Source organism: Bradyrhizobium cosmicum (assembly GCF_007290395.2).
GTDB lineage: Bacteria > Pseudomonadota > Alphaproteobacteria > Rhizobiales > Xanthobacteraceae > Bradyrhizobium > Bradyrhizobium cosmicum.
Map to the genome: position 1 here is coordinate 5281880 of NZ_CP041656.2, position 26458 is coordinate 5308337.

General features: G+C 65.1%; 26 protein-coding genes. 13 read left to right on the forward strand and 13 right to left on the reverse strand.

Translation table 11 applies throughout. The features are described 5' to 3' along the window. Positions 1–63 precede the first annotated feature (63 nt). The 3 genes from otnK to ltnD are packed head-to-tail and all read right to left on the reverse strand — an operon-like array spanning position 64 to position 3052. Entirely contained in the window at positions 64–1341 is a 1278-nt protein-coding gene (otnK, locus tag FNV92_RS25380; RefSeq protein WP_143844072.1) for a 3-oxo-tetronate kinase, read from the reverse strand. Continuing rightward, positions 1338–2120, reverse strand: a complete 783-nt coding sequence (gene otnI, locus FNV92_RS25385) for a 2-oxo-tetronate isomerase (RefSeq protein ID WP_143844071.1) — start codon at positions 2118–2120, stop codon at positions 1338–1340. The genes otnK and otnI overlap by 4 nt, the downstream gene beginning before the upstream one ends. A gap of 14 nt (positions 2121–2134) precedes the next feature. Then, complete coding sequence (gene ltnD, locus FNV92_RS25390) at positions 2135–3052, reverse strand: L-threonate dehydrogenase (RefSeq protein ID WP_015687557.1); 918 nt, start codon at positions 3050–3052, stop codon at positions 2135–2137. Positions 3053–3165: 113 nt separating this feature from the next. On the opposite strand from ltnD, the gene otnC reads away from it, so the two are divergent. Further along, entirely contained in the window at positions 3166–3831 is a 666-nt protein-coding gene (otnC, locus tag FNV92_RS25395) for a 3-oxo-tetronate 4-phosphate decarboxylase (RefSeq protein ID WP_416377734.1), read from the forward strand. A 111-nt stretch (positions 3832–3942) separates the two neighbouring features. Here the strand turns inward: otnC and FNV92_RS25400 are convergent, their stop codons facing one another. The 6 genes from FNV92_RS25400 to FNV92_RS25425 form a co-directional block, all read right to left on the reverse strand. Beyond that, on the reverse strand, positions 3943–4647 hold the full coding sequence (locus FNV92_RS25400; RefSeq protein ID WP_143844069.1) for an ABC transporter ATP-binding protein: 705 nt from the start codon (positions 4645–4647) through the stop codon (positions 3943–3945). Continuing rightward, entirely contained in the window at positions 4631–5362 is a 732-nt protein-coding gene (locus FNV92_RS25405) for an ABC transporter ATP-binding protein (RefSeq protein WP_015687560.1), read from the reverse strand. The genes FNV92_RS25400 and FNV92_RS25405 overlap by 17 nt, the downstream gene beginning before the upstream one ends. Continuing rightward, positions 5359–6342, reverse strand: coding sequence for a branched-chain amino acid ABC transporter permease (locus tag FNV92_RS25410; RefSeq protein WP_143844068.1), 984 nt, complete (start codon positions 6340–6342; stop codon positions 5359–5361). Before FNV92_RS25410 ends, FNV92_RS25405 begins: the two co-directional genes overlap by 4 nt. Continuing rightward, positions 6342–7175 (reverse strand): branched-chain amino acid ABC transporter permease, encoded by an 834-nt coding sequence (locus tag FNV92_RS25415; protein ID WP_240536203.1) that lies wholly within the window; start codon positions 7173–7175, stop codon positions 6342–6344. The genes FNV92_RS25410 and FNV92_RS25415 overlap by 1 nt, the downstream gene beginning before the upstream one ends. Before the next feature lie 212 nt (positions 7176–7387). After that, entirely contained in the window at positions 7388–8632 is a 1245-nt protein-coding gene (locus tag FNV92_RS25420) for an ABC transporter substrate-binding protein (RefSeq protein ID WP_015687563.1), read from the reverse strand. Positions 8633–8721: 89 nt separating this feature from the next. Further along, entirely contained in the window at positions 8722–9537 is an 816-nt protein-coding gene (locus FNV92_RS25425; RefSeq protein ID WP_143844067.1) for a putative hydro-lyase, read from the reverse strand. A 119-nt stretch (positions 9538–9656) separates the two neighbouring features. On the opposite strand from FNV92_RS25425, the gene FNV92_RS25430 reads away from it, so the two are divergent. Genes FNV92_RS25430 through FNV92_RS25445 form a run of 4 tightly spaced genes read left to right on the forward strand, consistent with a single transcriptional unit; the run spans position 9657 to position 13866 of the window. Further along, complete coding sequence (locus FNV92_RS25430; protein ID WP_015687565.1) at positions 9657–10574, forward strand: LysR family transcriptional regulator; 918 nt, start codon at positions 9657–9659, stop codon at positions 10572–10574. Positions 10575–10606: 32 nt separating this feature from the next. Then, positions 10607–11857 carry a Zn-dependent hydrolase gene (locus FNV92_RS25435; protein ID WP_143844066.1) on the forward strand — a complete coding sequence of 417 codons (1251 nt, stop codon included), beginning with the start codon at positions 10607–10609 and terminating at the stop codon, positions 11855–11857. Between the two features lie 12 nt (positions 11858–11869). Then, positions 11870–12781, forward strand: coding sequence for an NAD(P)-dependent oxidoreductase (locus tag FNV92_RS25440; RefSeq protein ID WP_143844065.1), 912 nt, complete (start codon positions 11870–11872; stop codon positions 12779–12781). 11 nt (positions 12782–12792) lie between these two features. After that, a complete protein-coding gene (locus FNV92_RS25445; RefSeq protein WP_143844064.1) occupies positions 12793–13866 on the forward strand; it encodes a malate/lactate/ureidoglycolate dehydrogenase in 1074 nt (357 codons plus the stop codon). Positions 13867–14028: 162 nt separating this feature from the next. Here FNV92_RS25445 and FNV92_RS25450 read toward each other — a convergent pair whose 3' ends face one another. After that, positions 14029–15102, reverse strand: a complete 1074-nt coding sequence (locus FNV92_RS25450) for a tartrate dehydrogenase (protein ID WP_015687569.1) — start codon at positions 15100–15102, stop codon at positions 14029–14031. A gap of 155 nt (positions 15103–15257) precedes the next feature. Here FNV92_RS25450 and FNV92_RS25455 point away from each other — a divergent pair, with 155 nt between their 5' ends. After that, complete coding sequence (locus tag FNV92_RS25455) at positions 15258–16034, forward strand: SDR family oxidoreductase (protein ID WP_143844063.1); 777 nt, start codon at positions 15258–15260, stop codon at positions 16032–16034. A 113-nt stretch (positions 16035–16147) separates the two neighbouring features. After that, positions 16148–17566, forward strand: a complete 1419-nt coding sequence (locus tag FNV92_RS25460; RefSeq protein WP_143844062.1) for an amidase — start codon at positions 16148–16150, stop codon at positions 17564–17566. 150 nt (positions 17567–17716) lie between these two features. On the opposite strand, the gene FNV92_RS25465 is transcribed toward FNV92_RS25460, so the two are convergent. Together FNV92_RS25465 and FNV92_RS25470 are read right to left on the reverse strand one after the other, a co-directional pair. Next, positions 17717–18823, reverse strand: a complete 1107-nt coding sequence (locus tag FNV92_RS25465) for an amino acid ABC transporter permease (RefSeq protein WP_015687572.1) — start codon at positions 18821–18823, stop codon at positions 17717–17719. A 2-nt stretch (positions 18824–18825) separates the two neighbouring features. Then, a complete protein-coding gene (locus tag FNV92_RS25470; protein WP_143844061.1) occupies positions 18826–20013 on the reverse strand; it encodes an amino acid ABC transporter permease in 1188 nt (395 codons plus the stop codon). A gap of 87 nt (positions 20014–20100) precedes the next feature. Here FNV92_RS25470 and FNV92_RS25475 point away from each other — a divergent pair, with 87 nt between their 5' ends. From FNV92_RS25475 to FNV92_RS25490, 4 genes are all read left to right on the forward strand, one after another. After that, positions 20101–20973, forward strand: a complete 873-nt coding sequence (locus tag FNV92_RS25475; protein ID WP_143844060.1) for a MurR/RpiR family transcriptional regulator — start codon at positions 20101–20103, stop codon at positions 20971–20973. A 4-nt stretch (positions 20974–20977) separates the two neighbouring features. Next, a complete protein-coding gene (locus tag FNV92_RS25480; protein WP_143844059.1) occupies positions 20978–22327 on the forward strand; it encodes an aspartate aminotransferase family protein in 1350 nt (449 codons plus the stop codon). A gap of 13 nt (positions 22328–22340) precedes the next feature. Next, a complete protein-coding gene (locus tag FNV92_RS25485; RefSeq protein WP_143844058.1) occupies positions 22341–23351 on the forward strand; it encodes an amino acid ABC transporter substrate-binding protein in 1011 nt (336 codons plus the stop codon). Positions 23352–23534: 183 nt separating this feature from the next. Beyond that, the gene (locus FNV92_RS25490) at positions 23535–24173 is read left to right on the forward strand and encodes an aspartate/glutamate racemase family protein (RefSeq protein ID WP_143844056.1); all 639 of its coding nucleotides are present in this window, start codon (positions 23535–23537) and stop codon (positions 24171–24173) included. Here FNV92_RS25490 and FNV92_RS25495 read toward each other — a convergent pair. Beyond that, positions 24170–24817, reverse strand: coding sequence for a TetR/AcrR family transcriptional regulator (locus tag FNV92_RS25495; protein ID WP_143844055.1), 648 nt, complete (start codon positions 24815–24817; stop codon positions 24170–24172). The genes FNV92_RS25490 and FNV92_RS25495 overlap by 4 nt on opposite strands. Positions 24818–24953: 136 nt before the next feature. Here FNV92_RS25495 and FNV92_RS25500 point away from each other — a divergent pair, with 136 nt between their 5' ends. Together FNV92_RS25500 and FNV92_RS25505 are read left to right on the forward strand one after the other, a co-directional pair. After that, the gene (locus FNV92_RS25500) at positions 24954–25163 is read left to right on the forward strand and encodes a ferredoxin (RefSeq protein WP_143844054.1); all 210 of its coding nucleotides are present in this window, start codon (positions 24954–24956) and stop codon (positions 25161–25163) included. 59 nt (positions 25164–25222) lie between these two features. Further along, positions 25223–26443 (forward strand): cytochrome P450, encoded by a 1221-nt coding sequence (locus FNV92_RS25505; protein ID WP_143844053.1) that lies wholly within the window; start codon positions 25223–25225, stop codon positions 26441–26443. The last annotated feature ends 15 nt before the right edge of the window (positions 26444–26458 follow it).

Sequence of the window (26458 nt, forward strand, 5' to 3'; positions counted from 1 at the left end):
CTACGACTCCGTACGAGTACGGAACCTTAAAAAAATGAATGAGGGACTAAAAACGCCCCGCGCTCAGCGCATGAGCCCAAGCGCATCGGCGAAAAACTCGGGGCCGCCGAAGTTTCCGGACTTCAACGCGAGCAGCATGTCGCCTGCTTCGGCACCGACGGCGCGCAGCACCGGGACGCCGGCGGCGATCTCCGCACCGACCAGAAAACCGGGAATCCCGAGGCGGTCGACGACCGCGCCGGAGGTCTCGCCGCCAGCGACAATCAGGCGCCGGACGCCTGATTTCACTAGGTTTTCCGCAATGTCCGCCATCGCCTGCTCGATCGCGTGACCGGCCGCGTCGCGGCCGTGACGCGCCTGCAGTGCGGCGACCTGATCCGGCGTCGAGCTCGACGCGATCAGCACCGGGCCTTCAGCGAGTCGGGGCCTCGCCCAGGCCAGCGCGCGCTCCACTTCGCACTTGTCCGTAAGAACACGGTTCGGGTCAAGACGGAGCACCGGCATGACGGATTCAGCCCTGGCGATCTGCTGCAACGTCGCCTGCGAGCAGCTTCCGGCAAGGCACGCCGCCGCACCGCCGACCGCGGTGCCCTGTCCATTGCTCGCCGCAGCCGACCGGACCTTGCCGGTCGATACCAGCGCGCGCGCGAGGCCAAGCCCCATGCCGGAGGCGCCGACCGACAGCCGATGCCGGGCCGCAACAAGACCGACGGTTTCGAGGTCGCGGTCGAACACCGCGTCGATGATGGCGGCGCCGATGCCCTTGCCCGCGAGGTCAGCCAGCCGCGCCCGCACGGCTTCCGCGCCGCGCGTGACGGTCGGCAGATCGACCAGACCAACCTGCGTCTTGCTCTGGCGCGCCAGTACCCGCACCAGGTTGGAATCACGCATCGGGTTGAGCGGGTGGTCCTTCAGCGGACTCTCGTTCAGCGGCACGGCGCCGACGAAGAGATTGCCCTGATAGACGGTGCGGCCGGTCTCCGGGAAGGCCGGCGTCACCAGGACGATGGCCTCGCCGCAATCGGCGCGCAGGGCGTCCATGACCGGGCCGATGTTGCCGGCGTCGGTGGAATCGAAGGTCGAGCAGATCTTGAACATCACATGGCTTGCGCCGCGGCCACGCAGCCATTTCTCCGCCGCGCGCGAGCGCGCTACGGCAAGCCCCGCCTCGATCGAGCGGCTCTTCAGCGACACGACGACGGCGTCGACCTCGGGCAGCGCGAGATCATCCGCTGGCACGCCGATGGTCTGCACCGTGCGCAGGCCCGCGCGCGTCAGCGTGTTGGCGAGATCGGAGGCGCCGGTGTAGTCGTCGGCGATGCAGCCCAATGCGAGCGTCACGGCTTCACTCCCGCATAGGGTTTGAACCAGGCGAGGCCTTCGGTGGTCTTGCCGCGCGGATTGTATTCGCAGCCGACGAAACCGGCATAGCCGAGCCGATCAAGCTCGGCGAACAGGAACGGATAGTTCAGCTCCTCGCCATCGGGCTCGTTGCGTGAGGGAATACTGGCGATCTGGATGTGACCGATGATCGGCATCATCTCGCGCAGGCGCATGGTGACGTCGCCATGGATGATCTGGCAGTGATAGATGTCGAACTGCAGCTTCAGGTTCGGCAGCCGCAACTCCTGAATCAGGTCGCGCGCGAAGCCGAAATCGTTGAGGAAGTAGCCGGGCACGTTGCGCGCATTGATCGGCTCGAGCACGATGTCGATGCCGTGCGGTGCGAAGAATTCCGCGGCCCAGGCCACCGATTTGTAAAATGCCTCGATCGCGACCCGCTCGCCGCGATTGGCGATGCCGGCCATCAGGTGCAGCCGCTTCACGCCGGTCGCCTTGGCGTAAGGCAGCGCCGTCTCCAAGCTCGCCTTGAGGTCGGAGAACCGCGCCGGCAACGACGCAAAGCCTTTCTCCCCGGCATTCCAGTCGCCCGGCGGCAGGTTGAACAGCGCCTGCGTCAGGCCGTTGCGCTTTAGCCGCTCGCCGACCGCGTCGGCCGGATGCTCATAGGGGAAGAGGAATTCGACCGCGGTGAAACCCGCTTGTGCGGCGGCGTCGAAGCGGTCGAGGAAGGGCACCTCGGTGAACATCATCGAGAGATTGGCGGCAAAACGGGGCATTGGAATCCTCTTCCTTACTTGTCGCCCGGGAGCTTCACGCCGGTGACCTGCGCGTACATCCGCGCCACCGAAGCGTCGTCGTCGCGCCCCATGCCGGCGGCGGATGTCATCAGGAACATCTGGAGAGCGGCGGCGGAGACCGGCACCGGGAATCGCGCGCTGCGCGCCATGTCCTGGATGATGCCGAGGTCCTTCACGAAGATCTCGACCGCACTGCGCGGCGTGTAATCGCCATCGAGCACATGCGGCATGCGGTTCTCGAACATCCAGGAATTGCCAGCGGAGGCCGTGATCACCTCGTAGACCTTGCGGATGTCGAGGCCCTGCTTTGCGGCAAACGCGATCGCTTCGCTGGCGGCGGCGATGTGCACGCCGGCGAGGAGCTGATTGATCATCTTGAAGGCCGCGCCCTGCCCTGCGGCATCGCCAAGCTCGTAGAGCTTTGCCGCCATGGCATCGAGCGCCGGCCTCGCCTTGGCAAAGGCCGCCGCGCTGCCGGACGCCAGAATCGTCAGCTCGCCCTCGGCTGCGCGCTGAGCGCCGCCGGAAATCGGCGCATCCAGATAATGACGGCCGGTCGCTTCCAACTGCTTGGCCAGACGCCGCGCCACATCCGGGTCCATGGTCGCGGACGACATGAAAACGCTGTCCTTCGGCAGGGTCTCGGCGACGCCATCCTTGCCGAACAGGATCGTCTCGGTCTGCGCCGCATTGACGACAACGCTGACGACGATGTCGGCGTCCTTGGCCGCTTCAGCCGGCGTCTTCGCGCCCGCACCGCCATCCTTCACGAAGCGCGCCACGGCGTCAGTCGAGACATCGCAGCCGGTCACGGCATGGCCGGCGCGCTTCAGCGAGGTCGCCATGCCAAACCCCATCGAGCCGAGCCCGATGACCGCGATGCGCTGTTTCTGTGAGGTGAAGGCGGCCATGCAACTAACCCTTGCGAACGTTTCCCGGACGGCCTGCCTTTGCGGCGGCTCTCAGCTCGAATAACACGGCTTGGCCGCGCTGCCAAAGCGTGAGACAAGCAGGCATGGCGGCCATGAGCAACGAGACGCAGCTGCGCGAGGATATCTGCCGCTTCGGACGGTCCCTGTTCGAGCGCGGGCTGACGCCGGGCTCCTCCGGCAATATCAGCGTCAAGATGCACGATGGCGGGTGGCTGGTCACCCCCACCAACGCCTCGCTCGGTTTCCTCGACCCGGCGCGGCTGTCGCGGCTGGACGGGCGGGGTCGCCTCCTCTCGGGCGACGCGCCGACCAAGGAAGTTCCGCTGCACACGGCCCTCTACGATACGCGCGAAAGCGCATGCGCGATCGTGCATCTGCACTCCACCCATTCGGTCGCGCTTTCGATGCTGCCCGAGATCGATCCGCGCGCCGCACTGCCGCCGATGACCGCCTATTATCTGATGAAGTGCGGCGCCACCGCGCTCGTGCCCTATTACCGCCCCGGCGATCCCGCGGTCGCGGACGCGATCAAGGGATTGGCGGGCAAATATTCATCCGTGCTGCTCGCCAATCACGGCCCGGTCGTCGCCGGCGACACGCTGGAGGCCGCGGTATTCGCGACCGAGGAGCTGGAGGAGACGGCGAAGCTGTATCTGCTGCTGCGCGGGATGAACCCGCGCTATCTGTCACCGGAGCAGGTGAAGGATCTGGTGAAGGTGTTCGCGGTGACGTTGCCGGAGCATGGGCACGAGCATTGAACCCGGCTCTCACCTCGTCATTGCGAGCGCAGCGAAGCAATCCAGAATCCCTCCGCGGAAAGACTCTGGATTGCTTCGCTGCGCTCGCAATGACGGAGCGACCAATGCGCCCTACAGCCCCAGATACGCCTTGCGCACGTCGGGATTGCCCCTGATCTCGGCCGCCGGGCCCTGCATCAGCACGCGGCCGGTCTGCAGGATGTAGGCGCGGTCGGCGATTTCGAGGCACTCGGCCATGCGCTGCTCGACGATCAGCACGGTCATGCCGGCGTCGCGGATGCGCAGAACCGCCTGGAAGATCTCGTCGACCAGCTTGGGCATGATGCCCTGCGACGGCTCGTCCAGCATCAGGAGCCGCGGGCGCGTCATTAGCGCGCGGCCGATCGCGAGCATCTGCTGCTCGCCGCCGGAGAGCGTTTCGGCGCGCTGGTCGAGACGCTCGGAGAGGCGCGGGAACAGCGTGAAGACGAGATCAAGCGGGCTCTCGCGATCCGCCTCACCGCGGTAGAGATAACTGCCGAGCCGAAGGTTGTCGCGCACCGACAGGCGCGGGAACAGGCGGCGGTTCTCCGGCACATAGGCGATGCCGGTGGCGGTGATGTGATGCTGCGCCATGCCGTCGAGGCGCTTGCCGTCGAAGGTCACGGTGCCCGAGCGCGGGCGCTCGGCGCCGGCGATGGATTTGAGCAGCGTCGACTTGCCCGCGCCGTTGGCGCCGGCCACGCAAACGATTTCGCCCTTCTGGACCTCGATCGAGACCGCGGAGATCGCGACCAGGCCCTGATAGGCGGTCGTGACTTCATGCACTGACAGCATGACGATCTCCCAGATATGCGCTGATCACCTTGGGATCGCGGACGACATCGGCGGGTTTGCCCTCGACCAGCACCTTGCCGAGGTCGAGAACGATGGCGCGGTCGACCAGCGGCATCACGATCTCCATGACATGCTCGACCATCAGCACGGTAATGCCGGTATCGCGCACTTTCCGCACCAGTGCCACGCCTGTCTGCGCTTCCGTCGGCGTAAGGCCGGTGAGGACCTCGTCGAGCAGCAGCAGTTTCGGTTCGGTTGCGAGCGCACGCGCGACTTCGAGGCGGCGCTTCTCCGCCGGCACGAGGTCGCTCGCGAGCACGTCGGCACGCGCGGCAAGGCCGGTGAACTCCAGAACCTCGTGCGCCTTGCGACGCGCCTCGCGCATCACCGTGTTGCGCACGAGCGCACCGACGATGACGTTGTCGATGACCGTCATGGTCTCGAAGCTCTTGACCACCTGGAAGGTGCGACCGACGCCGCGCTGGCAGCGCTCCGCCGCCGGCAAGGCCGTGACATCCTCGCCGTCGAACCAGATCGAGCCCTGGGTCGGCGGCAGCACGCCGGCGATGAGATTGAACAGCGTCGATTTGCCGGCACCGTTCGGGCCGATCAGGCCGACGATCTCGCCGCGGCCGACCGAGATCGAGACATCGCTGTTGGCGACGAGACCACCAAACCGCTGCCAGACACCGCGGGTTTCAAGGAGCGCGGTCATCGCGTGGCTCCTTTTGCTTTCGAACGGGAGAACAGGCTCACCAGGCCTTGCGGCAGGGCCAGCGAGATCGCCACGATCAATGCACCATAGACGATGAGGTCGACGCCGCGGCCGGAGCCGCCGATATAGGAGCGCGTCAGCTCCGTCATCGGGATCAGGATGACCGCGCCAAGCACGGGGCCCCAGAGGGTGCCGATACCACCGAGCACCGCCGGCAGCGCCATCAGCAGCGAGAACTGGAAACCCATCACGCTCTCGGGATCGATATAGGCGAGAAACTGCGCATAGAACGCACCGCCGACGGCAACAAGAAAGGCGGAGACGGCGGCTGCACCCATCTTGGAGTTGAACACGACGACGCCGAGGCTCTCGGCCGCTTCCGGATTGTCCTTCACGGCACGCCACCAGAAGCCCCATTTGGAATCTTCGAGCCACCAGGTGACGAACCAGGCGAGGCTGCACAGCACCAGCGCGAAATAGAAGTACGGCAGCTTGCTGCGCATGAACTGGAATTTCAGCCAGCTATCGCCACGCACGGGAACGGTGATTCCCATGGCAGCCCCCGCCCATTCCCAATTCTGGAACAGCAGCAGCCCGATCTCGGCGATGACGATGGTCGCGATCACGAAGTAATGGCCGCGCAGGCGGAAGAAGGGATAGCCGAGCCCCATGGCGATGATCGCGGCGATCATGCCACCGGCCAGCATGCCGAACCAGGGCAGCACGCCGAACTTGGTGAACAGCAGTTCGGTGGTGTAGGCGCCGATGCCAAAATAGAGCGCGTGCCCCAGCGAGATCTGACCGCAATAGCCGGAGAGGATGTTCCAGCTCTGCGACAGCGCCGCGTACATCAAGGTCAGGATCATGATGTTCTGGACGTAGACATCCTTGATAAACAGCGGCGCGAGCGCTGCGAGCCCGGCCAGCGCCGCGGCGATGATGAGGTCGCGGCGGCGCCGCGCGGTAAAAGTCTTGTCCATCACATCGACCCGAACAGGCCACGCGGCCGGATGAAGACGACGAGCAGATAGACCGCGTAGATGCCGACCGATTTCAGCGAGGGCGGCAGCAACAAGGCGGTGGTCGCTTCCACGAGGCCGACGATGATGCCGCCGGCGAAGGCGCCGAACACGCTGCCGAAGCCGCCGAGCGCCACCGTGACATAGGCGATCAGGGCAAAGGACGCGCCAACGTCGGGATAGATGTAGAAGAACACCGCCATGATCGCGCCGGCGAGGCCGACCAGCGCGGCGCCGAGGCCCCAACCGAACGCGAAGACGCGGTTCTTGTCGATGCCAACCAGCGCGACCGCACCGGGATCCTCGCGGGTCGCTTCCAGCGCGCGGCCGAAATCGGTGCGGTGGATGAAGAAATAGAGGCCGGCAAAGGCCGCGATCGAGACGGCCGCACCGATCAGTTGCGGCTCCGGCAGAAAGATGCCGGCGACCGAGACGGTCTTGCCACCGGCCCAGGACTGCGGAATGCTGCGATAGTCCGGCGTGAAGAAAAACTGCGCGAGGCCGCGCATGAGGATGGCAAGGCCGAAAGTGGTGAAGATCTGCACCATGCCGGCATTGGCCTTGGCCCGCATGGCGAAGCGTACGACGAGCAGGTAGACCACCGCTCCGAATACGAACATGGCCGCGGCGACCAATGGCGCCGACAGCAACGGGTCGATCGCAAAGAACGCGAACAGGAAGAAGGACAGGTACATCGCGATCATCAGGAATTCGCCATGGGCGAAGTTCGTGACGTCCATCAGGCCGAAGATTAGCGCGAGGCCGACGGCAATCAGTCCGTAGAGCAGGCCCATCAGCAGGCCGCTCGCGAGACTTTGGATAATGGCTTGGGCTGTCAACTCTAGTCCCCCGTTCGAAACGTCACCGTTTGCTTCGTCATTGCGAGCGAAGCGAAGCAATCCAGAATCTCACCGGGGAGACAGCCTGGATTGCTTCGTCGCTTCGCTCCTCGCAATGACGAGGCTCGCGCGACGATCTCGATTTGCTTCCCTGCTCCCGCAGCCCTTTACTTCATCGGCCAGGTCGCTTCGGCGATCGCGGCCTGCGGCGGGAAGATGGTGACGAACTTGCCGCCGATATATTGCAGCAGCACCGGATCGGCGTCGTTGTTCTGCCCGGTCTCGTCGAACTTGACGCGCTTCCAGGGCATGATGGTCTGCTCGCCCGGGATGTCGGTCGCGGCCAGCGCGTCGCGGATCTTCTCGCCCTCGGCCGACTTGGCGCGGTTGATCGCGTCGGCGAGGATGATCAGGCCCATGAACTGGCGCGAGGTGAGGTCGTTGAAGTCCTTGCCCGAACGCGCCTTGAACATCTCGTTGATCTTGCCGACCATCGGGCGCTTCTGCGCGAGGTCGAGCGAGAAGGTGCCGCGCGAGATCACGCCTTCGAGCTTGTCGCCGACGGCGTCATAGAGCGCCTTCTCGGAGAAGCCGGCATCCTGCGCCACGATCGCGTTCGGCTTGTAGCCGAGCTCGGCCATGGTCTTGACCAGCAGGATGCCGTCGGTGGTGTAGCTCGAGGGCATCAGCACGTCGGCATTCGCGGTCTTGAGCTGCTGCACCTCGGCCGAGAGCGAGGGCGAGTTGGCGCGGTACTTGATGTCGGTGACGATCTTGTAGCCGCGCTCGCCGGCGATCTTGGCCTGGGCGTTGCCGGAGTCGGTGCCGAAGATGGTGTCTTCGTGGAACAGCGACAGCGTCTCGATCTTGGTGCCCTTCTTCTTCATGGCGTCGAAGAAGTCGAACATGGCGGCCGAGTACATCTCGTCATGCGGGGCGGCGCGGAAGTAATATTTGAGACCGCGGCGATGCAGGCTCGGCGAGGAGTTGTCGGCCGAGACGAACGGAATCTGGTAGCGCTCGCAGATCTGGCTGACGGTGACGGCAACCGCGCTCTGATAGGTGCCGATGATGGCGGAGACCTTCTCCTGCGTGATCAGGCGCTCGGCTTCGGCGCGGCCTTTCTGCGGATCGGCCTGGTGGTCGGCGAACACGAGACGGATTTTTGCGCCGCCGAGGCCCGGCAGGCCCTCGCCCTTCGCCAGCGGCAGGTCGAAATCGGTGTCCTTGTTGATGACCTCGAGCGCGGTCTCATAGGCCTTCTGCGCGTCGACGCCCTGCTGGGCGCTGCCGCCGGAGAACGGATAGATGACGCCGATCACGACTTCCGAGGTCTGGGCGCGTGCAGCAAGCGGCATTAGCGCAGCCGTAGCTGTCGCACCAAGCAGCACGTCGCGGCGAGAGATCGTCATGGCAAAGTCCTCTGTTACTGAATTTCGGTTGATCGAATGAAGCGATTGACGGATGCGGTAAAGCCCGAAGAAGCAGCAAAAGCTGCCTACTAAATCACGGCCATGTTCCTGTTCTTCAGATCCGTCACCAGCATAAGGCCAGGCGAATGCGTGATCGCGAACGGGACCTTGGCGGCATTGATGACCGATTGCGGTGTCACGCCGCAGGCCCAGAACACCGGGATCTCGTCGTCGGCGACCGGCACCGGATCGCCGTAATCCGGCTTGGCGATGTCCTTGATGCCGATCAGGTGCGGATGGCCGAGATGCACCGGCGCGCCGTGCACGGCGGGATAGCGCGAGGTGATCTGCACCGCGCGGATCGCATCGGCCGGTTTGAAGGGGCGCATCGACACCACCATGGGGCCGGCGAACGGACCGGCCTCGCCGCAGGCGATGTTGGTGCGATACATCGGCACCCGCACGTTCTGCTCGATATGGCGGATCGGCATGCCCTCGTCGAGCAGCGCCTCCTCGAACGAGAAGGAGCAGCCGAGCACGAAGGTCACGAGATCGTCGCGCCAGTATCTGGTCACGTCGGTCGGCTCCTCGACCACCTCACCGTGGCGCCAGACGCGATAGCGCGGCACGTCGGTGCGGATGTCCAGGTCGGCGCCGAGCGCGGGGATGTGCGGGCTTCCGACATCGGACATGCCGATGATCGGGCACGGCTTGGGATTGAGCTGGCAGAAGCGGTGAAAGGCGCTGGCATATTCCGCGGGCAGGATCGCCAGATTGCCCTGGACGAAGCCGGGAGCGACACCAGCCGTGGAGCCCACCTGGCCGCCTCGATAGGCGAGCCGCGCCTGGCGGCTCGGGAGGGTGTCGGGTGTTTCAGTTTGCTGCGCTGCCACCAAAACAGTCATTTGATCGACCTGCCTATAAACTCGACAAAGACAGCCAACACCAAGCGTGCTATAAAGTCTAATCTTCCTTTCTAATCGATCTTGATAAATTAGATTTATCGATCGGGGAAATCCTTCCAATGCTGGACTTCAGGTCGATCGAGACATTCCTATGGGTTGTGAAGCTCGGGAGCTTTCGCGGCGCCGCAGCACGGCTCAATACCACCCAGCCGGCAATCTCCCAGCGCATCGCCCAGCTCGAGCGCGAGATGGGCGTCAAGCTCCTCAACCGCGACCATCGCGTCGCCTCGCCGACACCGAGCGGCCGGCAGATGATGGTCTATGCCGAAAAGCTGATCGGCCTGCGTGCCGCGATGGTGGCCGAGGTCGGCGACCGCTCCGCGATGCGCGGCGTGATGCGGCTCGGCGTCGCCGAGACCATCGTGCACACCTGGCTGCCGCGCCTGGTGAAGAGCATGAACGAGGTCTATCCGAACCTGTCGCTGGAGATCGAGGTCGACATCACGCCGAACCTCACCGCCCGCCTGCTCGCGCAGGAAATCGAGCTGGCCTTCGTCGTGGGACCGCTGTCGGCCTCCGGCGTGCATAATCGCCTGCTCGCCGATTATCCGATCGGCTTCCTTGCGAGCCCCTCGCTCGGGCTCGGCAAGGGCCGGGTCACGCCGGCGGAGCTCGCGCGGTTTCCGATCATCACCTTTCCGCGCAAGACCAAGCCTTACGAGGTCGTGCGCGAGGTGTTCGACCGGCCGGAACTGCCACCGATCCGCCTGCATGCCTCGGCGTCGCTCGCCACCGTCATCCACATGGCCGTCGAAGGGCTCGGTATCGCCGTGATCCCCGATGCCATTGTCGAGAACGAGCTCGCCGATGGGCGGTTGCAACTGCTCGACACCGATCTCGCAATCGCACCGCTGACATTCACCGCAAGCTGGCTCGCCTCGCCCGACGTCGTCGCGGTGGAGCGCGTCGCCGAGCTCGCACGGCAGATTGCGCAGAGCAGCCTCGCGGTTGACGAGCCCGCGCTGGCGCGTCATTGAAAAAGGCGCCGGATAATCGAGAGACCGACCGCATGAGCCGAGCCGCCACCAATCTGCAAATCGATTCCGCCCGCCTCTGGGGCTCCATTCACGAGACCGCGAAATTCGGCGGGACGGCCAAGGGCGGCGTGCGGCGGCTGACGCTGAGCAGCGAAGACAAGCAGGTGCGCGACTGGTTCCGCAAGGCCTGCGAGGACGCCGGTCTCGAAGTGCATGTCGATGCGCTCGGCTCGCAGTTCGGCCTGCGCAAGGGCCGCGACATGTCGAAGCTGCCCGTCGGCATCGGCTCGCATCTCGACACGCAGCCGACCGGCGGCAAATATGACGGCATCCTGGGAACGCTCGGCGCGCTGGAGGTGATCCGCACGCTGAACGACGCCGGCATCGAGACCGACGCGCCGATCTGCATCGTCAACTGGACCAACGAGGAAGGCTCGCGCTTCGCGCCTGCCATGATGGCCTCCGCGGCCTACGTCGGCGATTTCACCACCGACGATATTTTGTCGCGCAAGGACGTCGAGGGCACCACTGTCGGCCAGGCGCTCGACAGCATCGGTTATCGCGGCGACAAGCCGGTCGGTTTCCAGAAGCTCGGATGTTTCGTCGAGCTGCACATCGAGCAAGGCCCGATCCTCGAGGCCGAAGACAAGACCATCGGCGTGGTCGATTCCGGCCAGGGCGTGCTGTGGTACGACGGCAAGATTTCCGGCTTCGAGAGCCATGCCGGCTCGACCCCGATGCCGCTGCGGCGCGACGCGCTGGCAACGCTGTCGGAGATCGTGCTGGCGATGGAGGCCATTGCGAAGAAGCACGGGCCGAACGCGGTCGGCACCATCGGCGAGGCCGTGATCGCAAATCCCTCGCGCAACGTCATTCCCGGCGAGATAGCCTTCACCATGGATTGCCGCAGTGCTGACGGCGCGATCATGGATGCGCTGGATCGCGATCTTCGTGCGGCAATCGCCGAGATCGCCGCGCGCCGCAAGGTCGAGGTCAAGATCGATCTGGTCTGGCGCAAGCCGCCGACGCATTTCGATCCCAAGCTGATCGCGGCGGTCGAGAACGCTGCGAAGACGCTCGGTTATTCCTCCCGCCGCATCACCTCCGGCGCCGGTCACGACGCCTGCAACCTCAACACGATCATGCCGGCAGCGATGGTGTTCGTGCCTTGCAAGGACGGCATCAGCCACAACGAGCTGGAGGACGCCACGCAGCCCGACTGTGCCGCGGGCACCAACGTCCTCATGCACACCGTGCTGGCGATCGCCGGCGTCGCGTCCTGACCGGAGAGAGCCATGCAGGGAGTTTTCGTCGACGCCAACGAAGCCCTCGCCGTGATCATGGAGCGGCTGGAGAAGCCCGGCGATCCAAAGGTGCGGATTCACCGGGATCCCGATATCAAGCCCGAGCAATATCCCGAGATCCTCGACGGCGCGGAGATCGCGATCGTCGATCACACCGCGCTGCCGACCGAGGTCGCGAAGAAATGTGCGGGCCTCAAGCACGTCGTGTTCCTCGGCACCGGCGCGCGCAGCTACATGAATCCGGAAGAGCTCGCCGAGCTCGGCATCTCCGTGCATCTGATCAAGGGCTATGGCGACACGGCGGTCGCGGAATCCGCGATCGCGCTGATGTGGGCCTCGGCCCGCGTCATCGCGATGATGGACCGCGAAATGCGCGCCGGCAACTGGCTGCGCGAGGACGGCATGCAGCTCACCGGCAAGACGCTCGGCCTGATCGGCTTCGGCGGCATCGCGGCTGAAGTTGCGCGCATCGCGTCCGGCAGCGGTATGAATGTGATCGCTTGGAACCGTTCGCCGAAGAGGCATCCGGGCGTCACGTTCACCGATCTCGATACGGTGCTGGCGACGAGCGACGTCGTGTCGCTGCATCTGCTGCTCAACGACGAGACGCGCGGCATGATCACGCGCGAGAAGATCTTTGCGATGAAACCGGGCGTCATCCTCATCAACACGGCGCGTGCCGCAGTGGTCGACGAGCAGGCGATGATTGACGCGCTGAAGTCCGGCCACATCCGCCATGCCGGCCTCGACGTCTTCAACATCGAGCCCCTGCCCGGCGATCACCCGCTGACGAAGCTGCCGAACGTGACGCTGTCGGCGCATTCCGCCTTCCGCACGCCGGAAGCCAGCGAGAACCTGATTGAAGCGGCATGGATCCACTGCCGCAGGATCGTGAAAGGATAAGAGCAACAACAATGGCCGACTATCGCACCATCAAGGCTGAGCCGCTCACCAACGCCATCCGCGCCATCGTCAAGGCGGGCGGGTCCTCGGACCGCGAAGCCGAACTCGTCTCCACCAATCTGGTCGAGGCCAACCTCAAGGGCCACGACTCGCACGGCGTCGGCATGATTCCGCGCTACGTCCAGAGCGTCGTCAACGGCGGCCTCGCCGTGAACGCGCACGTCAAGACCGTGCTCGACACCGGTCCGCTTCTCACCCTCGACGGCCTCACCGGCTACGGCCAGGTGATCGGTCATGAGGCGATGGAGCTGGCGGCCGAGCGCGCCAAGCAGAACGGCGTGTGCCTGGTCGGCCTCTCCAACTCGCACCACATCGGTCGCATCGGCCACTGGGCCGAGCAATGCATCGATCACGGGCTGGTCTCGATCCACTTCGTCAACGTGATCTCACGCCCGATCGTGGCGCCCTGGGGCGGCAGCGATGCGCGCCACGGCACCAACCCGTTCTGCGTCGGCATCCCGCGCAAGGGCAAGGACCCGATCGTGCTCGACTTCGCCACCAGCAGGATCGCGCAGGGCAAGACCCGCGTCGCCCACAACAAGGGCGTCGAACTCGAGCCCGGCACCATCATCGACAATGAAGGCAAACCGACCACCAATCCGCGCTACACCGTGATTCCGCCGCACGGCGCCATCCTGCCGTTCGGCGAGCACAAGGGTTCGGGGCTCGCGCTGGTGTGTGAAATCCTCGGCGGCGCGCTCTCGGGCGGACAGGCGGTCAAGGGCCCGTCCGACGGCAAGCACAACGTCCTCAACGGCATGCTCTCGATCGTCATCGACCCAGGCAAGCTCGGCACCGCCGAGAACCTCGCGCGCGAGGTCGAGGGCTTCGTCGCCTGGCACACCGGCTCGCCGCCCGCCGCGGGCGTCGACAGGGTCAAGATCGCCGGCGAGCCCGAGCGCGAGACCAAGAAGAAGCGCCTGGCCGAAGGCATTCCGGTCGATCCGACCACCTGGCAGGAGATTCTGGAGGCCGGGAAGAAGTTCGGGCTGGATCAGGCGGCGATCGAGAAGATCGCGGGCTGAGCCATTACAACCCGTGTCGTCCCGGCGAACGCCGGGACCCATAGCCACAAGAAGTGGTTTGGCGAAGACTCGTCGTTCGGTACTCGTGCCGAATACGCTCGATAGATTCCGCGGTATGGGTCCCGGCGTTCGCCGGGACGACACTGCGGTTGATAGCGCGTCTTAGTCCACCATCTCCGCAACCGCCTTGCCGCACGCCGTCGTGTCGGCGTTGCCGCCGAGGTCCTTCGTGCGGAGCGTGCGTTCGGCGAGCGTGCGCTCGATCGCGTCCACGATCGATTTGCCAGCGACCTTCTCGCCGAGATGCTCGAGCATCATCGCGCCCGACCAGATCGCACCGATCGGGTTGGCGATGCCCTGCCCTGCTATGTCAGGCGCCGAGCCGTGCACCGGCTCGAACACCGACGGGAAATTGCCTTCGGGGTTGATGTTGCCGGAGGGCGCGATGCCGATGGTGCCGGTGCAGGCAGGACCGAGATCGGAGAGGATATCGCCGAACAGGTTCGAGCCGACCACGACATCGAACCAGTCCGGATGCAGCACGAAGTTCGCGGTGAGAATGTCGATGTGGTACTTGTCCCACTTCACGCCTGGGTACTTCTTCGCCATCGCCTCCACGCGCTCGTCCCAATAGGGCATGGTGATGGAGATGCCGTTCGACTTGGTGGCCGATGTCAAGTGCTTCTTCGGCCGCGACTGCGCGAGCTCAAAGGCGAACTTCAGGATGCGGTCGACGCCCACGCGGGTCATCACGGTCTGCTGGGTGACGAACTCACGGTCGGTGTCCGGGAACATGCGGCCGCCGACGGACGAATACTCGCCTTCGGTGTTTTCGCGCACCACCCAAAAGTCGATATCGCCCGGCTTGCGGCCCGCCAGCGGTGACGGCACGCCGGGCATCAGCCGCACCGGGCGCAGATTCACATACTGATCGAACTCGCGGCGGAATTTGATCAGCGAACCCCACAGCGAGACATGGTCGGGGATTTTCGCCGGCCAGCCGACCGCGCCGAAATAGATCGCATCGTGCTTGCCGATCTTCTCCTTCCAGTCGTCCGGCATCATCTGGCCGTGCTTCTCGTAATAGTCCCAGGACGAGAAGTCGAAATGGTCGAAATGCAGGGACACCCCATGCTTCTTTGCCGCCGCCTCCAAAACGCGCAGGCCCTCCGGCATCACTTCCTTGCCGATGCCGTCGCCGGGAATGACTGCGATCCGGTATTGCTTCTTGCTCATCGAGAACGTCCCTGGTTGGTCGGCAGCCGCCGCCTTTTTGACCGCAATGCAATGGACCAAAGTCGCCGACGGTGCAACGCTGCACTGCAATGTTGACCGTGGCGCGGCCGAACGCCTACTGATTTCATCCTGTTCCCACCAAGCGAGTACCCCTCATGGATCTGCATCTGCGTGGCAAGCGTGTCCTGATCACGGGCGCCTCCAAGGGCATCGGCGCAGCCGCCGCCGAGGCGTTCGCCGAGGAAGGCGCTCACCTCCTGCTTGCTGCCCGCAGCGGCGACGCGCTCAAGGCGCTGGCCGACCGCCTGCGCTCGGCACACCAGATTGACGCGGCGATGAGCGTCGTGGACTTGCGCAAACCCGAGGACGTGGCGCGACTCGCCAGGGAGGCTTCCGACATCGACGTGCTCGTCAACAACGCCGGCGACATCCCCGGCGGCTCCATCGACAAGATCGACGAGGAGGCCTGGCGGCACGCCTGGGAATTGAAAGTGTTCGGCTATATCAACCTCACGCGGCACATCTACGCGCAGATGAAGGCCAAGGGCGGCGGCGTGATCGTCAACGACATCGGGGCAGCCGGCGAGAAATTCGACGCCAACTACATCTGCGGCAGCGCCGGCAATGCCGCGCTGATGGCGTTCACCCGCGCCCTCGGCGGCAAGAGCCTTGCCGACAACATCCGCGTGGTCGGCATCAATCCCGGCCCTGTTGGTACCGACCGCCACGTCAGCCTGCTCAAGACGCGTGCAAAGCACCAGTTCGGCGACGAGAGCCGCTACAAGGAATTCCAGAAGAGCCTGCCGCTCGGCCGCCCCGCGCATGCGCGCGAGATCGGCGATCTGATGGCGTTCCTGGCGTCGGATCGCGCCGGCTATACATCCGGGGTCATCTACACGGTGGATGGCGGCATCAGCGCAGGCTGGGGTTAGTTTCACGGTCATTGCGAGCGCAGCGAAGCAATCCAGAAATGCTCCCGCGGCGACAGACTGGATTGCTTCGCTGCGCTCGCAACGACGACACAATAAGCACAGGAGTAAGATCGTTGTCTCAAGACCTGATCCGCGAAACGGCCTGCACCGTCGTCGACAAGCTGCGCTCCGGCGACGTCTCACCGCTCGAGCTGCTGGATGCGCTGGAGAAGCGCATCGGTGAGGTCGACGGCAAGGTCAACGCGCTGCCGACGCTGTGCTTCGATCGCGCGCGGGACAGCGCCAAGGCATTGATGCAGAAGCCGGCCGGCGCACGCGGGTTGCTCGCGGGCCTCCCGGTGCCGATCAAGGACCTGACCGACGTTGCGGGCGTGCTGACCACGCAGGGCTCGCCGATCTTCAAGGACAGCATCGCCGCGAAGTCCGACATCGTGGTCGAGAACCTCGAGGCCAATGGCGCGGTCGTCTACGCCAAATCAAACACGCCGGAATTCGGCGCCGGGGCCAACACTTTCAACGAAGTGTTCGGCGCCACCCTCAATCCCTGGGATACGTCGAAATCGGCGGCAGGCTCCTCCGGCGGCGCCGCTGTGGCGCTGGCCACCGGCATGGCCTGGCTCGCGCAGGGCTCGGACATGGGCGGCAGCTTGCGCAGCCCGGCGGCTTTCTGCGGCATCGCCGGGATGCGGCCCAGCATCGGCCGGGTCGCACATACGCCGAAATCGGCGATCGACCGCAATCTCGGTGTCCTCGGCCCGATGGCGCGCAACGTCGAGGATCTCGCACTGCTGCTGGATGCCATGAGCGGCGACTACGCGGCCGATCCGCTGTCGCTGCCGGCGCCTGCGACCTCGTTCCTGTCCGCGGCGCGCTCGGCCAGGAAGCCCAAGCGCATCGCCTATTCGCCCGATCTCGGCATCACGCCTGTTGATCCCGAGGTGAAGGCGATCACACGCAAGGCCGCCGAACGCTTCGCGGAAGCCGGCGCCATCGTCGAGGAGGCACATCCGGATTGGCGCGAGGCGCATGAATGCTTCCACGTGCTTCGTGCCTTCGATTTCGCGATCACCAAGGCCAATCTGCTGCGGACCAAGCGCGACCTGCTCAAGCCCGAGGTGATCTGGAACATCGAAGAAGGCCTCAAGCTCACCGTCGAGCAGCTCGCGCGTGCCGAAGCCCAGCGCGTCGACATGACCGCGCGCGCGATCGAGTTCTTCAAGACCTACGATCTGCTGCTGGTGCCGACGACGATCGTGCCGCCCTTCCCGATCGAGCACCGCTACGTCGCCGAATGCGCCGGCAAGCGGTTCGACAATTACGTCGAATGGCTCGGCATCGTCTACGCCATCACGCTGGCCTGCTGTCCCGCGCTGTCGCTGCCCTGCGGTTTCACCGCCTCGGGCCTGCCGGTCGGCATGCAGGTGGTCGGCGCGCCGCGCGCGGATGCGCAAGTCATAGCCGGCGCTAAGGTGCTGGAGGATATTCTGGGCGTGCGCGGCACGACGCCGATCGATCCGCGGGTGAAGAATTAGCCGTCTCGTGCCCCGGACGCAGCGCAGCGCTTCTTCAGCGGTGCGCTGCAGAGTCGGGGCCCATGTCTCCAAGACTTCCAGTACATCCCTGGGTTCCGGCTCGGCGGCACAGCGCTTGCGCGCTGAACCTTGTCCGGCACACGCGGAGCCTCACCTTCCGCCGGTCGCTTCCAGACTCCGGCTGTAGCGCGACATCGCAAAGCAAAACATGAAATAGATCGCGGCGACGAAGATGTAGACCTCGACCGAGAATTGCTGCCATCCGGGATCGATGATGGCGGTCTTCGCCGTCGTCAGCAGGTCGAAGATGCCGATGATCAGCACGAGGCTGGTGTCCTTGAAGAAGGCGATGAAGGTGTTGACCAGCGGCGGAATGACGTGGCGGATCGCCTGCGGCAGGACGATCAGCCGGTGCTTGCGCCAATAGGACAGCCCCAGCGCATCGGCGGCCTCATATTGTCCGCGCGGCACGGCCTGAAGCCCGCCGCGGATGACTTCCGCAAGATAGGCCCCCGCGAACAGGATGATCGCGATCTGCGCACGCAGGAGCTTGTCGATGTTGAAGCCGTTCGGCATGAACAGCGGAAACATGACGCTCGCCATGAACAACAGGCTCACCAACGGGACGCCGCGGATCAGCTCGACATAGAGCACGCTGAGCGAGCGGATCGCCGGCAAATTCGAGCGCCGGCCGAGCGCAACGAGGACGCCGAGCGGAAAGCCGAACGCCAAACCGAATGTTGCCAGGATCAGCGTCACCGGCAACCCGCCCCAGCGATCCTGCGAGACGAAGCTGAGCCCGAACACGCCGCCCCACATCAGCACGCTGATCAGCGCCAGCGCGCCGATCCAGAGATAGGCAAGCTCGCGCCGCCACAAAGCGCGTCGCGTGGAGACGTAGTACAGCGCGATGAAGACCAGCACAGACAGCGCTGGCCGCCACTGCTCGTCGAACGGATAGGTGCCGAACAGGATGAAGCGATATTTCTCGGGAATGATTGCCCAGCAGGCACCGACGCCGCGGACGGCGCGGCAGGCGCTGGAATCGTTGGCCGGCGTCAGCCAGACCGCGTTGGCGATGCCCCACTGCACGAAACTGAAGATGCCTTTCCCAAGCACTGCCAGCAGCACCACCGAGAGGATGCCGTTCGGGATCGACGAGAACAGATTGGTGCGGAGCCAGCGCAGCACCGGGTTGCCGATCTGGGGACGGCGGGCCGCGCGCGGTGCGTCCGGAATGTCGGTGATCGCGGTCATGATCAGCGCTCCACCAGCGCGATGCGCGAATTGTACCAGTTCATGAAGAAGCTGATCGAAAGGCTGATGGTCAGGAATACCGCCATGATCAGCGCGATCGCCTCGATCGGCTGCCCGGTCTGGTTCAGCGTGGTGTTGGCGATCGAGACCACATCCTGGTAACCGATCGCGACAGCGAGCGAGGAGTTCTTGGTCAGGTTGAGATACTGGCTCGTCATCGGCGGCACGATGACACGCAAAGCCTGCGGCAGGATGATCTGCCGCAGCATGAAGCTGCGGCGCAGGCCGAGCGCATTGGCGGCATCCCACTGCCCGCGCGGTACCGACTGGATGCCGCTGCGCACGATCTCGGCGATGAAGGCCGAGGTGTAAGTCACCAGCGCAAGCAGCAGCGCGAAATATTCCGGCGCGAGCGTCAGCCCGCCGACGAAATTGAAGCCGCGCAACGCAGGCCACTCGATCGTCCAGGACACGCCGAGCAGCACGGATACCAGCACCGGCAGTGCGACGATCAGACCGACCGCAAACGGCCAGGCCGGCCGCGGCTTGCCGTCATTTATCTGCTGCGCGATCTGCCAGCGCCGGATGAGATAGAACACGGCAAGCCCGAGCACCGCCGTTCCAATCACCCAGAGCTGCGGCGAGCCAACCGGGATCGCGGGCAGGATCAGGCCGCGATTTGACAGGAATACGCCCTCGACCGGTCGCCACGCCGCACGCGCGGCCGGTAGCGCCTGCATCAGCACGTACCAGAACAGGAGCTGGAGCAGCAGCGGGATATCACGCAGGGTTTCGACATAGACCGCGGCAAGTCGCGACAGCAGCCAGTTCGCCGACAACCGCGAGATGCCGATCAGCGTACCGAGGACGGTCGCGAGCACGATGCCGATCACGGCGACGCGTAAGGTATTGGCGATGCCGACGACGAAAGCCCAAAGATAGCTATCTCTCGGATTGTAGGCGAGCAGGCTGTCAGCGATCGGCATGCCGGCTTCGCGGCCGAGAAACGCAAAGCCTGTGGCGATGCGGCGGGCCGAGAGGTTGGTGACGGTGTTGGACCAGAGGAAGGCGATGACCGCGACCGCGATCCCGACCACCAGCACCTGCCAGAACAGGCCCTTCAACGCGTTCGGCCCAAGCGCGGCAGCGAGACGACGGCGCGGCGGCGGTCTGGGATCATCCGATGTCACAGCACAAAAATCCTTCTCGAAAACAGCGATTTCCGGCGGCGCACGTCAACTGTTGCACCAAATATTATTCCATGCAACAAATGTTTCATGGACGAGCCCGCGAAATCCTCGCCGCTGAGCGAACTGCGCATTGCGCTGCCGTCGCTCCCCCTGCGCTTGCAGGAGGTCGGCCGCTTCGTCGCCGCCAATGATTACGACGCCACCACCCGTTCGATGCGCGATCTCGCCGCCGTCGCCGGCGCCGATCCCGCCGCATTCACGCGCCTCGCGAAAGCGATAGGCTATTCCGGCTGGGACGAATTGCGCGCCGCGCTGACCGAGGCGCGGCGGCCGTCGCAGATTTCCCCCTTCTCCGGCCGCGCCAAGGGCCGCCGCAACGGGCCGCACGCCGACGTGGCGCTCGTCACCGACAAGCTCGCGGCCGAAGCCGCCGGGCTTCCGCGTATCCCGGCCCAACCGATCGTGGAGGCTGCCCGCGCGCTGCACGATGCCAAACGGATCTGGATCACCGGCTATCGAAGCTGCCGCAGCGTCGCGGAGCTGCTGAACTACGAGCTGCGGCTGTTCCGTCCCGAACAGGTGCAGCTCGTCGGCGCGTCCGGCCCTGACGATCTCGATCTCGGCGCTTTCAGGCCCGGCGAGGCCGTCATCGTCATCGGCTTCGTGCCCTACACGCATGCGAGCGTCCGCGCGGCACAAGCCGCCTATCGGGTCGGCGCGACGCTGATCGCAATCGCCGACAGCCCCTCCGCACCGATGGCCGAAGGCGCCGACCACGTGCTGCTGTTCGAAGCGGCCTCGTCGCCCGGCTTCTTCCCCAGCCTCACCGGGGCCATCGCTATCGCGCAGTCGCTGGCCGCGGTGACGTTCTCGCTCGGCGGCACAGCCGCAAAGAAGCGTCTGGAAAACACCGAGGCGCGGCTCGCTGCAGCCTCCACCTATATCTCAGAGAAAGGTTGACCCCATGGCCGCTCACACCAGCCGCGTGCTGCATCGCTCGTTGCGTGAGACGCCGCCCAAGGCGATCGGCGGCGAAGGAATCTATCTCTTCGCCGAGGACGGCCGGCGGGTGATCGACGCGTCCGGCGGCGCGGCGGTCTCCTGTCTCGGCCACCAGCATCCGCGCGTGATCGCGGCGATGGCGAAGCAGGCCTCGACGCTCGCCTATGCCCACACCGCCTTCTTCTCGTCCGAGCCAGCCGAGGCGCTGGCCGAGCGGCTCGTCGGGCACGAGCCCGGCGGTCTCGCCTACGCCTATTTCGTCAGCGGCGGATCGGAGGCGATCGAGGCCAGCATCAAGCTCGCGCGACAGTATTTTATCGAGCGCGGCGAGCCGCAGCGGCAGCACTTCATCGCCCGGCGGCAGAGCTATCACGGCAATACGCTCGGCGCGCTCGCTGCCGGTGGCAATGCCTGGCGCCGTGCGCCCTATGCGCCGCTGCTCTCGACCGCCTTCAGCCACGTGACGCCGGCCTTTGCCTACCACGAGAAGCACGAGGGCGAGTCGGACGCGCAGTTCGTGGCGCGGCTCGCGGCCGAGCTCGAAGCCGAATTTCAGCGGCTTGGGCCCGACACCGTCGCGGCGTTCCTCGCCGAGCCCGTCGTCGGCGCCACCGCCGGCGCGGTGACGGCGCCAGAGGGCTACTTCAAGGCGGTGCGCGAGATCTGCGACCGGCACGGCGCGTTGCTCATTCTCGACGAAGTCATGTGCGGCATGGGCCGCACCGGCACGACGCATGCCTGGGAGCAGGAGGGCGTTGCCCCCGACATCCAGGCCATCGCAAAGGGACTCGGTGGCGGCTATCAGCCGATCGGGGCGATGCTTGCGAGCGGCAAGGTCATCGACACCATCCGCGCGGGCTCGGGCGCTTTCCAACACGGCCATACTTACCTCGCGCATCCCCTCGCTTGCGCGGCCGCGCTCGCGGTGCAGGATGTGATCCATGAGGACGGCCTGCTCGATCGGGTCAAGGAGCGTGGCAGGCAGCTCGAACAGCGGCTGACCGAGCGCTTCGGCAACCACCGTCACATCGGCGATATCAGGGGGCGCGGGCTGTTCTGGGCGATCGAGCTCGTCGCGGATCGCGCCAGCCGCACCTCGTTCGATCCGGCGCTCAAGCTGAACCAGAAGATCAAGGCGGAAGCATTCGCCAACGGGCTCGGTTGCTATCCCGGCGGCGGTACCGTCGACGGCGTGCGCGGCGACCACGTGTTGCTGGCACCGCCCTATATCGTCTCCGCGGAGGAGATCGACCTGATCGTCGACAAGCTCGGCACGGCCGTCGACAACGTTTTGCGCAGTGTCAATCATTGAGGGGAGTATCACGATGAGGAAATTGGTTATCGCGGCAGGCGTGTTCGCCGCATCGACGGTTGCAGCGTCGGCAGCGACGCTCGACACGGTCAAGAGCCGCGGCACGCTGGTGTGCGGCGTCAGCGCCGGCTTTGCCGGTTTCTCGGCGCCGGACTCGCAAGGCAATTACAAGGGACTCGACGTCGATTATTGCCGCGCACTTGCAGCCGGCGTGCTCGGCGATGCGACGAAAGTAAAGTACGTCTCGCTGACCGCGCAGAACCGCTTCACCGCGCTGCAATCCGGCGAGATCGACGTGCTCTACCGCAACTCGACACAGACTTATCTGCGCGGTGTCACGCTGGGCCTGCGGCAGGGCCCGGTCAACTTCTACGACGGCCAGGGCTTTGTCGTGAAGAAGGATCTTGGCGTGAAGGAGATCAAGGATCTCAAGGGCGCCACCGTCTGCGTCGCGCAGGGCACCACGCATGAAGTCACGCTCGGCGATTACGGCCGCGCCAACGGTATCGACTGGAAGCCGCTGGTGTTCGACCGCATCGACACCATGTACCAGACCTTCTTCGGCGGCCGCTGCGATGCCATGACCCAGGACGCCTCCGCGCTCGCCGGTGCGGTGACGACGGCGGCGCCGAACGCGGCGGACTATATCGTGCTGCCGCAGACCATCAGCAAGGAGCCGCTCGGACCCTTCACTCGCAACGGTGACGAAGTCTGGAGCGACATCATCACCTGGCTGCATTACGGCCTGATCGAGGCCGAGGAGCTCGGCGTTACCCAAGCCAATGTCGACGAGATGGCAAAGTCGCAGACGCCAGCGATCCAGCGGCTGTTAGGGGCCTCCGGCGACCTCGGCTCGCGGCTGGGGCTCGACAACAAATGGCTGGTGACGGCGATCAAGGCGACGGGCAATTACGGCGAGATCTTCGAGCGCAATGTCGGCAAGGGAAGCCCGCTCAAGCTCGAGCGCGGCCTCAACGGCCTCTGGAGCAAGGGCGGCTTGATGTACGCGGTGCCGTTCAAGTAAGGAGTTCACCTCTCCCCGCCTGCGGGGAGAGGTCGGATTGCCTCGGCGATGCGAAGCATCGTCCGGCGCAATCCGGGTGAGGGGGATTCTCCACGAGTCCAACTCTCACCGTCCTCGCGGAGACTCCCCCTCACCCCAACCCTCTCCCCGCAAGCGGGGCGAGGGAGAAGAAGCAGCTACCGAATGCGCATCGCCCTCATCCACGCGCTCAAGCACTCCATCGCCCCGATCGAGGCGGCGTTCGCGAAGGCCTGGCCACAGGCGCGGCTGATGAACCTGCTCGACGACAGCCTCTCGGCGGATCTGGCGCGTGACGGCGCGCTCAACGACGCCATGACCGGGCGCTTCCTTGCGCTCGGCGATTATGCGGCGGCCACCGGTGCGGACGGGATCCTGTTCACCTGCTCGGCCTTCGGCCCCTGCATCGATGCGGTCGCGCGCGCGCATGCGCCAATGCCGGTGCTCAAGCCAAACGAGGCCATGATCGAGCGGGCGGTAACGATGGGCAAGCGGATTGGCCTGCTCTCGACGTTCCCACCGACGCTGGCCTCGATGCCGCCGGAGTTTCCGGTATCCGTTCAGGTCGTACCGAAACTCGCCGACGGCGCGTTGGCCGCGCTCGACCGCGGCGACCGTGCCACACACGACCGGCTGATTGTCGAAGCATCGAAAGACTTACGCGATTGCGATGTCATTGCTCTCGCGCAGTTCAGCATCGCTGCGACGGCGCCGCTGGTCGCGGAGGCCACCGGCCGCCCGGTCGTCACGACCCCGGACAGCGCTGTCGACAAGTTGATGAGACTGCTGAAAGCGAAGGCCTAGGCGCCGGTCTTTTTCCGCCGCTGCGCATCTTTGATCGCCAACGCGAGCGCCGCCTTTGTCTCGCTGACGAAATCCTCGACCAGCTCCTCGCGCGTGGCATGTGCGGCTTCGCCGGTGAACAGGCCCTGCTCGGCCAGCATCACCACGCCGTGCAGCGCCGCCCAGATCTTGAGCGCTTGCCGCTCGCGCAAAAATCCCACCGCCGGCGCTTCCAGCGCCTCGATCACCAGCGCGAACGTCTCACGCGTAGCCTCGTGCAACTCGCTGCCCTTGGCGGCGCGGGACACCGTGCGCGAGGCAAACATCAAGCGGTAGATGCCATTGCGGCGCAAGCCGAATTCGAGCGTCGCCTGCGCCAGCCGTGACAGCTTCGACTGCTTCGACGGTTTTGCCATCGCCTCGCGCAGAAGTGCGCTAAGCTGCCGGAACGCCTCCGCCGTCACCGCAGTTAGCAGTGCATCACGATCGGCAAAGTGCCGATATGGCGCCGGCTGCGAGACACCGAGTTGTTTCGCCAGCGCCTTGATGCTGATCGCTTCCGCCCCACCCTGCTCCGCCTCGCGCAGCGCGGCCTTGATCAGGGCGTCGCGGAGATCGCCATGGTGGTAGGTATTCTCCGGCTTGCGGGCAAGTTGTGAGCGCATGTTGCGCGCGAGCCTATAAGTTTGCGCTTGACAGGGAAAGCCTGCCACGAATGTAATAGGATATAACTTAGAATAAAACCATATGGGGAACGCGCGCCGCCCTTCGGGGTCCGCGCACACGACCGAGGAAGCCGCCATGACTGAGCGACTGAGGGTTCACGTCGATCCCGACAAATGCCAGGGCCATGCCCGCTGCAAGGCGCTCGCGCCCGAGCTGTTCGAGCTCGACGAATACGGCAACGCCCATGAGGCCGGGGACGGCATCGTTTCTCCGGGTCTTGAAGACAAGGCCTGGCTTGCCAAATCGAACTGTCCGGAAATCGCAATCGATGTGATCGAGGAGTAGCGCGGCCTGCGCCCGCTTGCACGCCATCAGCGAACACGAGCCCAAGGGATTTTCCTGATATGTCCGACGTCAGCCAGCCCGCCGCCCATCCGCCCGTGACCGACTGGGTCCATGATTTCGACCACACCGATCCGCAGTGGACCGAAGATCCCTTTCCGATCTGGGACGAGCTGCGCGCCGCGAGCCCGGTCGTGCATACCGAGCGTTTCCTCGGCTGCTACATGCCGACGACCTACGAGGCGGTGCGCGAGATCGCCAACGACACCGAGCATTTCTCCTCGCGCCGGATCATCGTCCGCGACGTGCGGCCCGAGGTCGCCAGGAACGCGGCGCCGCCGATCACGTCCGATCCGCCCGTGCACAAGCCGGCCAAGCAATTGCTGCTGCCGCCGTTCACGCCCGATGCGATGAAGAAGCTGGAGCCGCGGATGCGCGCGATCTGCAATGAACTGATCGACGGCTTCATCGCCGACGGCAAGGTCGACGCGGCGGCGCGCTACGCCAAATACATCCCGGTCCGGGCCATCGCCCATATGCTCGGCATTCCCGAGTCCGACAGCGATCTCTTCATCAACTGGATCCACATGATCCTGGAGCTCGGCATTAAGGACGAGAGCAAGCTGCTCCAGGCCGTGCAGGAGATGAGCGCCTATTTCAGGACGCATATCGAGGAGCGCAGATCCAAGCCGACCGACGATCTCATCTCCTACCTGATGAATGCCAAGGACAAGGAAGGCCAGCCGCTGGAAGAGTCCCACGTGCTGGGCTCATTGCGGCTGCTGCTGATCGCGGGCATCGACACCACCTGGAGCGCGATCGGCTCCTCGCTCTGGCACCTCGCCCGGACGCCCGCCGACCGCGAGCGCCTGATCGCCGAGCCCGGGTTGATCCCGATCGCGGTGGAGGAACTGCTGCGGGCCTATTCGCCGGTGACGATGGCGCGCGAGGTGGTCAAGGAGACCACGATCTCGGGATGCCCGGTCAAGGCGGGCAACATGGTGCTGCTGTCGTTCCCCGCCGCGAACCGCGATCCCAAGGTGTTTCCGGACGCTGACAAAGTCGTGATCGACCGCCGCGAGAATCGCCATGCCGCTTTCGGCCTCGGCATTCACCGCTGCGTCGGTTCCAACCTTGCGCGCATGGAGATGCAGGTTGCGCTGGAGGAATGGCTGAAGCGGATTCCTGACTTCCGGCTCGATCCGGCAGGCACCGTGACCTGGTCGCAGGGCACGGTGAGAGGCCCCCGCCAGTTGCCATTTCTGTTGGGAAAGGCGATGTAGGCCTTTCCAAACAGC